The 14412-nt window shown below is 46.4% G+C and carries 10 protein-coding genes and 4 tRNA genes; 8 read left to right on the top strand and 6 right to left on the bottom strand.

The annotated features are described in order from the left end of the window. The 5 genes from B5F25_RS22210 to B5F25_RS05825 form a co-directional block, all read left to right on the top strand. Positions 1-244, top strand: a 244-nt coding sequence (locus B5F25_RS22210) for a hypothetical protein (protein WP_206423529.1), incomplete at its 5' end; no start/stop codon positions are given. A 74-nt stretch (positions 245-318) separates the two neighbouring features. Then, positions 319-393, top strand: a tRNA-Val gene (locus B5F25_RS05810). Positions 394-424: 31 nt separating this feature from the next. Further along, positions 425-499, top strand: a tRNA-Val gene (locus B5F25_RS05815). A gap of 36 nt (positions 500-535) precedes the next feature. Beyond that, positions 536-610: transfer RNA gene (locus tag B5F25_RS05820), tRNA-Val, on the top strand. Positions 611-655: 45 nt separating this feature from the next. Then, positions 656-1150: a 3'-5' exonuclease gene (locus tag B5F25_RS05825; RefSeq protein WP_087213452.1), complete on the top strand. Its 495-nt coding sequence runs from the start codon at positions 656-658 to the stop codon at positions 1148-1150. A 588-nt stretch (positions 1151-1738) separates the two neighbouring features. On the opposite strand, the gene lepA is transcribed toward B5F25_RS05825, so the two are convergent. Beyond that, a complete protein-coding gene (gene lepA / locus B5F25_RS05830; RefSeq protein WP_087248214.1) occupies positions 1739-3520 on the bottom strand; it encodes a translation elongation factor 4 in 1782 nt (593 codons plus the stop codon). A gap of 162 nt (positions 3521-3682) precedes the next feature. On the opposite strand from lepA, the gene B5F25_RS21570 reads away from it, so the two are divergent. Next, positions 3683-3853, top strand: coding sequence for a hypothetical protein (locus B5F25_RS21570; RefSeq protein WP_158100024.1), 171 nt, complete (start codon positions 3683-3685; stop codon positions 3851-3853). 24 nt (positions 3854-3877) lie between these two features. Here the strand turns inward: B5F25_RS21570 and B5F25_RS05835 are convergent, their stop codons facing one another. After that, positions 3878-5233 carry an MATE family efflux transporter gene (locus B5F25_RS05835; RefSeq protein WP_087248216.1) on the bottom strand — a complete coding sequence of 452 codons (1356 nt, stop codon included), beginning with the start codon at positions 5231-5233 and terminating at the stop codon, positions 3878-3880. Between the two features lie 159 nt (positions 5234-5392). Here B5F25_RS05835 and B5F25_RS05840 point away from each other — a divergent pair, with 159 nt between their 5' ends. Then, entirely contained in the window at positions 5393-8308 is a 2916-nt protein-coding gene (locus B5F25_RS05840) for a helix-turn-helix domain-containing protein (RefSeq protein WP_239414015.1), read from the top strand. A 119-nt stretch (positions 8309-8427) separates the two neighbouring features. Then, entirely contained in the window at positions 8428-10887 is a 2460-nt protein-coding gene (locus B5F25_RS05845) for a TIM-barrel domain-containing protein (protein WP_087248218.1), read from the top strand. Here the strand turns inward: B5F25_RS05845 and B5F25_RS05850 are convergent. From B5F25_RS05850 to B5F25_RS05865, 4 genes are all read right to left on the bottom strand, one after another. Next, positions 10854-11054 carry a hypothetical protein gene (locus B5F25_RS05850; protein WP_158100023.1) on the bottom strand — a complete coding sequence of 67 codons (201 nt, stop codon included), beginning with the start codon at positions 11052-11054 and terminating at the stop codon, positions 10854-10856. The genes B5F25_RS05845 and B5F25_RS05850 overlap by 34 nt on opposite strands. Before the next feature lie 222 nt (positions 11055-11276). Continuing rightward, positions 11277-12311, bottom strand: a complete 1035-nt coding sequence (galE, locus tag B5F25_RS05855) for a UDP-glucose 4-epimerase GalE (RefSeq protein ID WP_087248222.1) — start codon at positions 12309-12311, stop codon at positions 11277-11279. 216 nt (positions 12312-12527) lie between these two features. Continuing rightward, a tRNA-Pro gene (locus B5F25_RS05860) sits at positions 12528-12600 on the bottom strand. Positions 12601-12981: 381 nt separating this feature from the next. Next, complete coding sequence (locus tag B5F25_RS05865; protein ID WP_022039674.1) at positions 12982-14403, bottom strand: NADH-quinone oxidoreductase subunit N; 1422 nt, start codon at positions 14401-14403, stop codon at positions 12982-12984. Positions 14404-14412 lie beyond the last annotated feature (9 nt).

Raw genomic sequence — 14412 nt, forward strand, 5'->3', positions numbered from 1 at the left:
GGTCTTTTTCGCTCCTGTTCTTCGTCAGATAGCCCGCTATCTTCCTCATCACAGAAGCGAAAATGCCTCAAAAACTCATCCCAAATCATCGCACGATAAATTCAAAACAGCTTCTAAAAAAACAATTGAATTCCGCAAACGTCCCTATAGCCAATTAGGCAAAATGCGGAATTCATTAAAAACAAATCTACTGATCTATGTATTGATGAAGCTTGTCGGATTTGTCGGATTTGATTTTTTTTGAAAAAAAATGCTCAAAAGTTTGCAGATTCAAAAATAAGCTGTACCTTTGCAACCGCAAATGAGAACGAGACCTTCGGGCGTTTAGCTCAGCTGGTTCAGAGCATCTGCCTTACAAGCAGAGGGTCGGCGGTTCGAATCCGTCAACGCCCACTCGAAATACTCTCGTTTTCATGAAGCTTTGGGGCGTTTAGCTCAGCTGGTTCAGAGCATCTGCCTTACAAGCAGAGGGTCGGCGGTTCGAATCCGTCAACGCCCACTTCACCAAAGCTATATTAGTCAAATTTCCCCCTTCGGGCGTTTAGCTCAGCTGGTTCAGAGCATCTGCCTTACAAGCAGAGGGTCGGCGGTTCGAATCCGTCAACGCCCACTTCCATTTAAATTAATCCTTTATTTTTTTCTTGATATTCATTCTATGAAAGATTTTGCTGCCATCGATTTCGAAACAGCCAATGAATGTCCATCCAGTGTATGTAGTGTCGGGGTGGTAGTGGTACGTGAAGGAAAGATAGTCGGCAAGCTCTACCGTTTGATACGTCCGTGTCCTGATTATTATGCATATTGGAATACGCGCGTGCATGGATTGACCTCCCAAGATACAGCCCATGCGCAGCTCTTTCCGGAGGTATGGGCGGAAATAGCCCGGCTTATAGGGGATTTGCCTTTAGTGGCTCACAACAGTCCTTTCGATGAGAGGTGCCTAAAGGCAGTGTTCCGCACATATGGAATGGATTATCCCGATTATACCTTTTATTGTACATGCCGTGCTTCGCGGCGTGTTTTTGGCAAGCAGTTGCCTAACCATCAGTTGCAGACTGTAGCGGCTTGTTGTGGATACGACTTGACTAAACATCATCATGCGCTGGCTGACGCTGAGGCATGTGCACAGATAGCTCTTCAGATTCTGTAAGTTCTAAGAAACTGTTCTGAAAACGAATACATCAAGACAAGAAAAACTTTTTGGAGAAATTCAAAACAGTTTCTAGCATATAAGTAAGTGTGCAAAATTAAATGATATTGCCAGAAACACAGATTTTCGCGGATTAGCGCAGATTATTGTAATTTACGATTTGACAATTTGCTATCTACTATTTGAGCTTTAAATCGTACTTCGTAAATCGGAAAATAGTAAATTAAAAGAATCCGCGAAAATCTGTGTTAATCTGTGTTTCTGAGCAGACACATTATATAAACTAATTCTCAACATCTACTTATCAACTGCGTGGCAAGATGAATTGCAGTCCTGTCCCAGTCCTATGCTGTCAGGACTGTTGTCCTATATAACCAGTACTCCAGTCCTATATCTACTACGACTGCAGTCCTGGTAGATTAGGATTATGCGAGGACTGTATCTTTCTTTGCCGATACAGTCTTGTCCGGAAAAAGAACAAGTAATGTCCGCAGCGGCCATCCCCAATGATTATGCCCAAAATGATGGTATAATGATTGGGGAGGAATGCGGACATTCATATTGTATCTTTGCGTTCGGCCTGCTTGTTTAATCCAGTTTCAGCACTGCCAGAAAAGCTTTTTGCGGTACTTCCACTGTGCCGATTTGTTTCATACGTTTCTTTCCGCGCTTTTGCTTTTCAAGTAATTTGCGTTTGCGGCTCACGTCGCCTCCATAACATTTTGCCGTTACATCCTTACGTACAGCCTTGATGGTTTCGCGGGCAATGATTTTTGAGCCGATAGCTGCCTGGATAGCTATTTCGAACTGTTGGCGTGGAATGAGTTCTTTTAGTTTTTCGCACATACGGCGTCCCAGTTCGTATGCATTGTCTACGTGGGTGAGGGTAGAGAGCGCATCTACCGGTTCGCCATTGAGCAGGATGTCCAGCTTCACCAGTTTTGAGGGGCGGAATCCTGCCGCATGATAATCGAACGAGGCATATCCTTTTGAAAGACTTTTCAGTTTATCGTAGAAGTCGATGACGATTTCGCCCAGTGGCATCTTGTAATGCAGTTCCACGCGATTGCCCGAAATATAGTCTTGGCGCACCAGTTCGCCACGCTTGCCCAAACAGAGCGTCATGATAGAACCGATATAGTCGGTCGTGGTGATGATGGAGGCATCGATGTAGGGCTCTTCGATGTGGTCGATAAGTGTCGGGTCGGGCATACCGCCGGGGTTATGCACTTCTTGTACGCCTCCTTGCTTGTCGTATACCATATATGATACGTTGGGCACGGTGGTGATGACGTTCATATTGAACTCGCGGTCTAACCGTTCCTGTACAATTTCCATGTGGAGCAAGCCCAGAAATCCGCATCGGAAGCCAAAACCAAGTGCGAGAGACGATTCGGGTTGAAAAGTGAGCGAGGCATCATTCAGCTGGAGTTTTTCCAGTGAGGAACGCAGGTTTTCATAATCTTCCGCCTCGATAGGGTAAACACCGGCAAATACCATCGGCTTTACTTCTTCGAAGCCTTCAATGGCTTTCTCGCATGGGCGGTCGATGTGGGTGATGGTATCGCCCACCTTAACCTCACGTGAAGTCTTGATGCCCGAGATGATGTAGCCTACATCACCTGTTCGCAGTTCTTTGCGTGGTACTAAATCCATTTTCAGTACGCCTACTTCATCGGCATCGTATTCTTTTCCTGTATTGAAGAATTTTACTTTGTCGCCGGTGTGGATGATGCCGTTTTCTACTTTAAAATAGGCGATGATGCCGCGGAACGAGTTAAAGACAGAGTCGAAAATCAATGCTTGGAGTGGTGCGTTTTCATCACCTTGCGGACAAGGTATCCGTTCGACAACTGCTTTCAGTATTTCTTCCACGCCCATACCGGTCTTTCCCGAAGCACGGATGATTTCCTCACGCTTGCATCCCAGCAGGTCGATGATTTCGTCTTCTACCTCTTCGGGCATAGCGCTGTCCATGTCGCATTTGTTCATTACGGGGATGATTTCCAGGTCGTGTTCCAGTGCCATGTAGAGGTTTGAGATAGTCTGTGCCTGTACTCCTTGCGAGGCATCCACTACCAGTAAGGCTCCTTCACACGCAGCGATGGAGCGTGACACTTCGTATGAGAAGTCTACGTGCCCTGGGGTATCGATGAGGTTGAGAATGTATTTTTCGCCTCCGTAGGTGTATTCCATCTGGATAGCGTGGCTCTTGATGGTGATGCCGCGTTCCCGTTCCAGGTCCATGTCGTCGAGCATCTGCCCTTCGGTGATTTTGATAGTCTGGGTGTATTCCAGCAAGCGGTCGGCAAGTGTGGATTTCCCATGGTCAATATGGGCGATGATGCAGAAATTTCGGATATTCTTCATATAGTTTACTTGATTACAGCGTTTTGTGCGCAAAGATAGCGAAAAATGTAAAAGTGACCAAATTTGAAGTTCACCACAGATTACGCAGATTAAATCAATCAATGTGATATGAATGGTTCATCGTGATAGTTGATTTAGAAGCTGTTTTGAATTTATCGTGCGATGATTTGGGATGAGTTTTTGAGGCATTTTCGCTTTTGTGATGAGGAAGATAGCGGGCTATCTGACGAAGAACAGGAGCGGAAAGGACCAAAAAATCGCCCAAAGCACGCACGAAAACAGATACATCAAGCCAAGAAAAACTTTTTGGAGAAATTCAAAACAGCTTCTTAATCTGCGTAATCTGTGGTGAAAAAATTAATTTCTCTCTTTCGCTACGATGAGATTCAGCCGCCGGTAAACATACGAGAAGGCAGGAATCAGGAAGAGGCAGGCGAAGAGCCATGCGGTAGGGTCGCCGAAACATACACCTAAGAATCCGAATGCCGGAACTACGATGAGGCTGACCAACACACGGGCTATCATTTCGGATACACCCGAAAACATGGCGAGTTTGGTATAGCCGGCTCCCTGAATGCTGTAGCGAAGAACACTCAGCAATCCGAGCAAGGGGAAGAAAGAAACGTTGATATGGACAAAGAGAGCCGTATCTTTAATGATTTCCGTTTCGTTTGGGTCGACAAACAGAAGGGCTATCTTATCTGCCCAACCCCAGATGATGATGTTTACTGCTATAATGTAAATCATCATCATGCCTACTGCCGACTTGATTCCTTGCCAGATACGGTCGGGTTTGCCTGCTCCGTAGTTTTGTCCGCTATAGGTAGCCATCGCCATGCCTAAACTGTCGAGGGCGCACATAAATACCATTTTAATACGCATCGCAGCCGTAAATGCCGCAACGCACGCCGTGCCTAATGCATTGTTGGCACTTTGCAGCATGATACTGCCAATGGCGGTAATGGAGAATTGAAGTCCCATCGGTACACCGATAGACAAAAGTTGCTTGGCAAGTTCGGGACGGAATCGGCGGTCGGAAGCTGTGGTGCGCAATATCTCGAACTTACGGTTCATATAAAGGTAGCATAAGAGTGCGGATACGCCTTGAGATACTACCGTAGCTATTGAAGCTCCTGCCACTCCCCAGCCCAATACCAAAATGCAGAACAGGTCGAGGAATATGTTTAATACGGTAGAAAGAAGCAGGAACCAGAAAGGGGTCTTGCTGTCTCCCAAAGCCCGGATAACACTCGAAAGCAGGTTGTAGAAGAATGTGCACGGAATACCGATGAATGTGATGAGCAGGTATTGATAAGCTCCTTCGAAGATATTTTCAGGAGTTTGCATGCTTCGTAGGATGAAGGCGCAAAGCAAACTGGTAATGACGGTTATCGCCACCGACATGACTCCGGCTATTTTCAGGCTTACAGATACGTAACGGCGCATCGTGACATAATCTCTTGCACCGAACTTCTGTGCCACGGGGATAGCGAAGCCTCCGCAGCATCCGTTGCAGAACCCCAGTATCAGGAATACCACCGAAGTGCTGGCTCCTACCGATGCCAAAGCATTGATGCCTAAGAATTTGCCCACGATGGCGGCATCTACCAGTGAGTAGGTTTGCTGAAGCAGGTTGCCCAGCAGAAGGGGCAGGGTGAAGTTGAATATCAACGGCAGGGAACGCCCCGAAGTCATCTCTTTTGATTGTGCCATACAAGATTGTACTAATTACCGGGGTGCAAAGTTAGCCGAAAGCCGGAAACATTGTTCTTTTCCGATGGGAAGAATCGGGCGTTTAGCCCTGAAATCTTGCGATAAATCAAGAATGCAGGAGCAGGAGACTTGGAAATGGGTGAAGAAAAACGTACCTTTGTGAAAACCGTTGAGAGAAGACTGAAAGAGTGTATGAAGTATTTATTCTTTATTATACGTATATTATTCGCATGTGTGGGGCTGATGGCAGGAAAGGCTTTTGCCGAAAGCCCTTTTGTGGTGTTTTCGCCTGTTGATGCTACTCAAGGTTTGTCGGGCAATCAGGTGCGGAACATTACCCAGCTGCAGGATGGACGTATGATGATTACTACGGCGGGGCAATTTAACCTGTACGACGGGACGGGCTTCGATTATTTGCACTACGATGCCCGTCATATCTGCCGCCTTTCGGATTATGCCGGTTTTCATCATTCGTATACCGATGCAGCAGGACGGGTATGGATGAAAAACCAGCAGGTTTTGATGGTGGTAGACGGCAGGACTGGACAGATGTTGGAGCATCCTGACAGTTTGTTTGGAAAATGGGGAATACGGGAGCCGTTGAAAGATTTTTTTATGGATACGGAAAAAAACTTCTGGCTGCTTACTGAGTCCGATTGTCTGATGCGTGTCGCAGGGCAAGCATTGCAGGCGGAACCGTTTTTGTTGCACGTGTCTGCTTTGACGTGCGGACAAAAAGATGTGCTTTATGATTTAGAAGTAGTGGACGACCACCTTTATCTGTTTTACCGTTCGGGAATTCTGTTGTGTTATGACTTGCATACGCGAGATGAAGTATGTCGTCGGTCGTTGGGAGAGGTCTTGTCAGAAGGCTGGTATGGAAACACTTCGTATATGCTGGCATCTGCGGGAGGACTGTACCAGCTGTGCAACGGCGTGCATGGAGGAGCATTGCTTTATTACGATTGCCGTCGCCAGATGTGGACTGAAGTGCTTCGTGCCGATTATTGGCTGAACTATATTGCCTTGGATTGTGAAGGTAATATTTGGTTGAGTTGTCGGGAAGGATTATGGTTTATTGGAGCTGATTTACAGGAGAAGCATTACATACCTGTCTTGAAACTGGTCGACGGAAGAAGGATTGAGACCGAAGTCAGTACGGTTTACAACGATGCCCAAGGCGGGTTATGGGTAGGTACTCTGAACCGGGGGGTATTGTATTATCACCCGGCACGTTTCCGTTTCCGGAACGTGGGACGTACGTTGTTTCCTGTTCCCGGTGATGAGGCCTTGCAGGTGACGGGTTTTCATGAAACAGATAATCGGCAGATATTGGTAGAGACCACCGAAGGAATGTTCCGGTATGATCCTGCAGATGCTGTATCTCCTTTAAAGAAGATGGATATTCCTATCCTGAAAAAAGAATTGGGAAGTCTGGTGCAAGGTGGTCCGGCGATTTTACAGGAGATGCCATTAGGTAAGGATTCGTTGGTGGGGATTACGATAGAGGGTCTGTTTGTACGTAACCGTCAAGGGCGTGTGTTATCTTATATTCCATCTTTGCATCCTTGTAACGCACTTTGTGTAGATGGCAGAGGGGATGTATGGATTGGACAGGAAGACGGACTGGTGCTTTGGAATCCTTCAACAGGCAGGAGGCGTACGTTTTATACGACCGATGGTTTGGTAAATAATGCAGTACAGTCTATTATCGAGACTTCCGATTCCACATTATGGGTTTCCACAGCTAACGGTCTGTCTTGTCTGACTGTACGTCCGGCAGATGACGGGACTTGGCGTTATGTATTTGTTAACTTTAATCAAGACGATGGGATTATCGGAAACGAGTTTTGTCCGCGTTCGGTTTTCCGGACTTCCGATGGTACGCTGTATTGGGGTGGCATTAATGGATTCAATGTGATGGGTGCCTCTCATTCTGTGGCCGCACCTTCTCCGTTTGTGCCTGTGTTTGTAGGATTCAGTTTGTTCGGGCAAAAGCACCCTTTGCCTTCTTCAGGGGAAGTGGCTTTGGCTTATGACCAGAATTTTTTCTCACTGGAGTTTTCAGCACTGAACTATGTCAATCCTACACAGACGCATTACCGTTATATTTTGGTGGGGATAGATGCCGAAGAGCAGGAAATGTGTTCATCAGACGGCCGTGGTTATGTCACTTATACAGACTTGCCTCCGGGCAGTTATCGATTTAAGGTACAGGCAACACGGGGAGGCGAACCATGGACAGGACGTTATGCCGAATTTGGTGTAATAATAAGACCTCCTTTTTGGCGTACGCCTTATGCTTACGGATTGTATGTTTGTTTGGGAGTAGGTTTGACATGGTTACTGGCTGTAAGTTATGCACGGCGTAAGCGTCGTAGCCTGGTGCGTGAACAGAAAGAAAAACTGGATGAGATGAAAGGCGTGTTTTTGAAGAATATCCATAGCGAACTGCAAGAACCCGTAGACAGGATACTTTCTCCCCTGGACAGTGTGCTTGTATCGTTGGGTGAAGGAGAGGTCCGCCAACAGCTTCAGGGAGTGAGGCAGGAAGCAGAGGAAATGAAAAAACTGATAGACCAGTTGGCAGAGGGGGTATTGCTTCCTTTGCCAGCCGATGAAAAATCGATAGATCTGGAATCCTTGTTGATGGATATGCGGCATTTGCTGGTCTTGCAGGAAGAACGCAAGCTTCATCCGAGGGCTGTCCAGTCGCAAAAGGAAGCAGGTCCTTTGCTTACTGCGGCAGATGAAGCTTTTGTGCGTAAGGCTTTGCAATGTGTAGAGTCCAATCTGGATAATCCGGGTTATTCAGTGGAAGCTTGGAGCCGCGATATGGGGATGGACCGTACAGGGCTTTATCGTAAATTGACTTCCTTGGTGGGAAAGACACCTACCGGCTTTATCCGATCGGTACGCTTAAAGCAGGCGGCGTGCTTGCTTGACAAGGGCTATACAGTGGCTGAAGTGGCGGATATGGTAGGGTTCAGTACGTCAAGTTATCTGAGCAAGTGTTTTCAGGAAGAGTTCGGCGTTCGTCCTTCACAATATGCTCAACGGAAAGAAAAACATTGAAAAACAGCCCGATTTCAACATTTGTATAGTTTCTTGCAACGTGTGTGCATCTTCGTAACAGTCGAAATCCGTTACCTTTGTAAACCAATTGACAAACATCTAATATCTAAAATGTAATTATGAAAACATTCCGATTTGTAGGGTTAGCCCTGTTGCTGTGCAGTTCAGGGTTATCTGTGGCTCAAGAGGTGAGCCGGACGGCACATGGCGTAAAGCTGGAGGTGCCGGGTGAGAAGTTTAGCTGTGAGGTGCAGTTTTATACTCCCTCCATTGTGCGTGTGGTGAAATATCCGCAGGCAACAATGCCGGAGGAGAAGAGTCTTGCAGTGGTTCTTTCTCCCACCGAAGATATAAAGTTTAAGGTAAACGAGACGGATGATGCCGTAATATTGAAAAGTGCCGCCGTCACGGTCACGCTTGATAAGCAGGAAGGCACCTTGAGCTTTGCCGATTTGCAAGGTAATGCCTTGTTGACAGAGCAGGGAGAACCTTCTTTCAAACCTTATCAGGAGGGAGCCGATAAGGGATACTACCGTGTCTGTCAGGCATTCCGGCTGGATAAAGACGAGGCAATCTATGGGTTGGGACAGCTTCAGACGGGCAAAATGAGCCAGCGTAACCAGCAGAAATATCTTATTCAAAGCAATCTGGAAGACTCCAGTCCGTTCTTCCAGTCGGTTAAAGGCTATGGACTGTATTGGGATAATTATTCTCCTGTTACTTTTACCGACAATGCCGATGGAACTTCTTTCGATTTCGAGGTAGGAACGTGCGTTGATTATTATTTTATGTATGGCGGAAATGCGGATGGAGTGATTGCCGACATGCGTGAGCTCACCGGCCAGGTTCCGATGTTTCCTTTATGGACTTACGGTTTCTGGCAAAGCAAGGAACGTTATAAAAGCCAGGATGAGGTAGTAGGAGTTGTGGGCAAGTATCGTGAACTGGGTGTACCCTTGGACGGTATCATTCAGGACTGGCAGTATTGGGGACACAATTATTTGTGGAATGCCATGGACTTTACCAACCCGCTTTTCCCCGACCCGCAGAAAATGCTTGACGATGTGCACGGCATGAACGCTCATATGGCCATTTCTATCTGGTCTTCGTTCGGTCCTGCTACGAAGCCTTATCGGGAGCTGGCTTCCAAAGATTTGCTTTATGATTTCAAGACTTGGCCTGCATCAGGTACCGAAGGTTGGCCGCCCGATCCTGAATATCCGTCGGGAGTAAAGGTATATGATGCTTATTCGCCTGAAGCTCGTGACATTTATTGGAAATATTTGAACGATGGTATTTTCAAGTATGGCATGGATGCTTGGTGGATGGACTCTACCGATCCGGACCATCTGGACTTTAAGCCGGGCGACCTTGACCAGAAGACCTATCTGGGTACTTTCCGTAAAGTGCGCAACGCCTATCCATTAATGTGCGTGGGAGGTGTTTACGATCATCAGCGTGCCACAACCTCAGATAAGCGCGTGTTTATACTTACACGTTCTGGATTTGTAGGCCAGCAACGCTACGGCGCCAATGTATGGTCGGGCGATGTGGGTTCTTCTTGGGAAAACTTGCGTAAACAGGTGCCGGCAGGACTGAACTTCTCGCTTTGCGGTATGCCACACTGGAACAATGATATCGGTGGCTTCTTTGCCGGACAATATAATAAGAGCTGGAATGACGGGACGGCTCCCAAGAATCCGCTTTATCAGGAACTTTTTGTGCGCTGGATGCAGTTCGGTACCTTTACACCGATGATGCGTTCGCACGGTGCAGATGCACCTCGTGAAATTTATCAGTTCGGGAAAAAAGGTGAACTGGTGTATGATGCCATCGAGAAAATGATTCGTTTGCGTTATACGTTGTTGCCTTATATTTATTCTACTTCTTGGGAGGTCAGCCATCGTCAGTCTACGTTCATGCGTGCGCTTGTAATGGATTTTCCTGCAGACAAACAGGTGTGGGACATGAATGATGAATATATGTTCGGCAAGGCATTCCTCGTGGCACCGGTACTCGAAGCACAGTATACTCCCGAAACGGTGTTGAAAGTCGATGAACAAAGTGGATGGAACCGTGACAATGCTGGAAAGGCTGGAGATGAAACGGGTACCTTCGACTTTACTCAGAAGAAATCAGCTCCTGTCTATCTGCCCGAAGGTACGGTATGGTATGATTTCTGGACTAACGAAAAACTGGACGGAGGACAAGAGTTTGCACGTGAGACTACTCTCGACCTCATTCCGCTTTATATCAAGGCAGGTAGCATTGTGCCGCTGGGACCTGATGTACAATATGCTACAGAAAAACCGTGGGATGTATTGACGCTTTGTGTCTATCCCGGTGCCGATGGAGATTTCACGCTTTATGAAGACGAGTTTGACAATTACAATTACGAAAAAGGTGCTTATACCGAAATCCCGATGACATGGGATGAGGCTTCCCGTCGTCTGACTATCGGTGCACGTAAAGGGTCATACCCAGGTATGCTGGAAAGCCGTAAGTTTATCGTGCGTACTCCCGATGGCAAGGAAAAGACAGTAAACTATACTGGCAAGAAACTGACGGTAAAATTGTAAGAAGCTGTTTTGAATTTCTCCAAAAAGTTTTTCTTGGCTTGATGTATCCTTTTTCGTGTGTGCTTTGGGCGATTTTTTGGTCCTTTTCGCTCCTGTTCTTCGTCAGATAGCCCGCTATCTTCCTCATCACAGAAGCGAAAATGCCTCAAAAACTCATCCCAAATCATCGCACGATAAATTCAAAACAGCTTCTAAGTCAATGCTGCTTAGGTAACTGAAAAGCAAATTGTAAATTTTCTATTCGGAAATCTGTATGCGATTGCAATGCGTTATTGGGTTTAAGAGCGGCAGCCAGTCTGCAGAGATACATGTTTCCGGCTTATAATGTAATAGGGCAGGTCTTTTCCTGCCCCTATTACATTTACAAGGATTTATTGGTGGATAATTTTTTACTGGATTCCGTTTTCACGCAGTTTCAGTTGCCATTCCCATGCCGAGCGCAGTGTGTCTTCCAGTGAAGTTTCTGCCTTCCAGCCTAGTTCGTTGTTGGCGTATGTCGGGTCTGCCCATACTTGTTCGATATCTCCTGCGCGCCGTTTGCCTATCTGGTAGTTCAGTTTTACACTTGTCGAAGCTTCAAAAGCGTGAATCAATTCCAATACAGAAACGCCTTTTCCAGTACCGATGTTGAATACCTCTACTGTGTCTTTCTGCTTGCCGTCCAGAATACGGTGCATTGCTGTGACATGTGCTTTTGCCAGGTCTACTACGTAGATGTAATCGCGGATGCACGAGCCATCCGGTGTGTTATAGTCATCACCGAATACAGTAAGTTTTTCGCGGATGCCGATAGCTGTTTGGGTCAGGTAAGGGATGAGGTTTTGCGGTACACCGTTGGGTAGTTCGCCGATAAGTGCTGTCGGATGAGCTCCAATCGGGTTGAAGTAGCGTAGCAGGATGGCGTGTATGGGTGATCCTGAAGCGATGGTGTCTCGGATGATTTCTTCATTGATTTGCTTGGTATTTCCGTAGGGGGATTCAGCTTTCTTGATAGGAGCCTCTTCGGTAACGGGTAAATGGTCCGGTTGGCCGTATACAGTGCATGATGAAGAGAAAATGATGCCTTCTACGCCATGGCGTGGCATTAGTTCCAACAGGTTGATAAGCGAGACGATATTGTTGCGGTAGTATAGCAGAGGTTTCTGTACAGACTCGCCTACGGCTTTGCTGGCAGCGAAGTGAATAATTCCTTTTATGCCTGGATATTTCGTGAATACGTTTTCCAGTGCGGCATAGTCCAGACAGTCTACGTGTTCGAAAGCGGGGCGGATGCCAGTTATTTTTTCAATGTTGTCCACCACATCGGCGCGTGAGTTTGACAGGTTATCCACAATCACTACATCGTACCCGTTGTTTTGCAATTCTACTACGGTATGCGAACCTATGTAGCCCGTACCGCCAGTTACTAAAATTCTTTCTTTCATTTTATAAGGTATTAATTTGATAAGGTTCTTATATTATCCATACAAAAATAGAAAGAAATATCGAAAAATGAATGTATTAAAAAACAAAAAGGCGCAAAATGACCGATTTGTAGTCCCATTATGACGATTTTGATACACAGGCTTTCGGCAGGGGACTTCATGAAGTGTCTAAAAAATAAAGACGATGATAGAATTATTCCTATCTTCGTCTTTATGTCGGAATGAGGCGACTCGAACGCCCGACCCCTACGTCCCGAACGTAGTGCGCTACCAACTGCGCTACATTCCGATTGTGTATCGTCCTCTTTCGATAACGGGTGCAAAGGTAAGGCTTTTTTTGATATTCACAAAATAATAGTCGTTTTTTTTCTTGAAAAATGTGAATTTCTTTTATACCGCTTGTGTTTTTGCTGTATAATTGGCTGTGATGGGAGAATGCGCAGCTGTTATACAATGTGTGGTATGGATTTATGCTTTTTGTTGATGTTGTCACAGGACACATGAATTCACAGACAACACAGAGAAGCACATAAGCAATAAGCAAAAAATCTGTGTTTGCTTGTGTCTTTCAGGTGTGAAAAGAGGCAAGTAAACACATTGGTTTCCTTGCCTCTTCCTGATTTGCAGAGCTTAAATATATATGCTCTTTGGGCTATTTGAATTTTCTAATTTATAGCATCGCCATTTCGTTCAATACATTGTAAACTGAGCTGCAGATACCCAGTAGAACGATACCCAACAGGCAGATAACCAGACAGGCACGTGTCATACCACTGCTACGGAAAGTGGGCAGCGGGTTGTCGTTCGGAGTAATGTACATCGCTTTCACGATGAGCAGGTAGTAATACAATGAGATGATTGTGTTGACCAATGCCAGGAATACTACCAGCCAGTGTCCGGCATGGAAAGCTGAAGCGAACACGAAGAACTTCGAGAAGAAACCGGCAAACGGCGGAATACCTCCTAGCGAGAAGAGTGCCAGTGTCATGATGAAGCTCAGGTGCGGGTTGGTTTTGTAGAAGCCGTTATAGGCATCGCGGTCTACACGTCCGCCGTTGTGTTGTTCTACAGTAGTGATGACACCGAAAATGGCAAGATTTGCCACGATGTACACGATGACATAGTAAACCAATGAAGCCATACCTTGTCCGTCGGCTCCAAGTACAGCCAACATAATGTAACCTGCCTGTGAGATACTACTGTATGCCATGAAGCGTTTCAGATCGTGCTGCAGGATAGCGAAGATGTTGGCAATGGTGATGGTTACAACAATAACTACCGACAGCATCAGGCTCCAGTTATCAATCATGGGACCGAATACTTTGACCAAAATGCTCATCAAAGCGAATGCTGCTGCACCTTTCGATATAACCGACAGGTATGCAGTAATGGCAGTTGGCGCACCTTGGTAGGTATCGGGTGTCCACATGTGGAACGGTACCAGACTCAGCTTGAAGCCCAAACCGGCGAAGAAGAAGACCATTGCCATGATTTGCAGCGGAGTGCCTGTAAGCAAGGCAGGCAGGTCATCGAAGTACATGGTTCCGCACGTGCCATAAACCAACGATAGGCCATATAGCATCAATGCCGATGAGAACATGGCGTTCAAGATAAACTTGGTGCCTGCCTCTGCACTATGATGCCGGTATTTGTCGAAGGCTATCAGGCAAGCCATCGGGATGCTGGCAAGTTCCAAACCTACATAGAAAAGCAGGAAGCTGCCTGCACTTACCATATAGTACATACCCAGCAGGGTAGAGAGTGTAAGCACATAAAATTCGCCGGATTTGTGGCGGGTGTCTTCGCGATTAATCCATGAGTCTGCCTGCATGAATACCAGCAAGGTGCCTACAGTGAGAACGGTCTTGACGATGGAAGCCATCGGAGTCGTACGGAACATACCTCCGAAAGCTTCGCCTGTGACCGGCATGATGTTCAGTGCGATTTGCACTACTAAAAGTCCGCATGCCAAACCCTGTAACGCCTTGTGGTTAGGCTGTTTCAGTATTAAGTCGGCAAGCAAGATGATAATCAGTATCACTGCCAGACTGATTTCTGCTTGCATGGCGGAAAATATTGCACTTATATCCATAATGTCTTG

The sequence above is a fragment of the Bacteroides sp. An19 genome, from assembly GCF_002160215.1.
Lineage (GTDB): Bacteria > Bacteroidota > Bacteroidia > Bacteroidales > Bacteroidaceae > Phocaeicola > Phocaeicola intestinalis.

Coding starts and splice junctions, on each gene's coding strand:
- B5F25_RS05825 (WP_087213452.1), top strand. CDS start 656: ATGAAAGATTTTGCTGCCATCGATTTCGAAACAGCCAATGAATGTCCA.
- lepA (WP_087248214.1), bottom strand. CDS start 3,520: ATGAAGAATATCCGAAATTTCTGCATCATCGCCCATATTGACCATGGG.
- B5F25_RS21570 (WP_158100024.1), top strand. CDS start 3,683: ATGATTTGGGATGAGTTTTTGAGGCATTTTCGCTTTTGTGATGAGGAA.
- B5F25_RS05835 (WP_087248216.1), bottom strand. CDS start 5,233: ATGGCACAATCAAAAGAGATGACTTCGGGGCGTTCCCTGCCGTTGATA.
- B5F25_RS05845 (WP_087248218.1), top strand. CDS start 8,428: ATGAAAACATTCCGATTTGTAGGGTTAGCCCTGTTGCTGTGCAGTTCA.
- B5F25_RS05850 (WP_158100023.1), bottom strand. CDS start 11,054: ATGATTTGGGATGAGTTTTTGAGGCATTTTCGCTTCTGTGATGAGGAA.
- galE (WP_087248222.1), bottom strand. CDS start 12,311: ATGAAAGAAAGAATTTTAGTAACTGGCGGTACGGGCTACATAGGTTCG.
- B5F25_RS05865 (WP_022039674.1), bottom strand. CDS start 14,403: ATGGATATAAGTGCAATATTTTCCGCCATGCAAGCAGAAATCAGTCTG.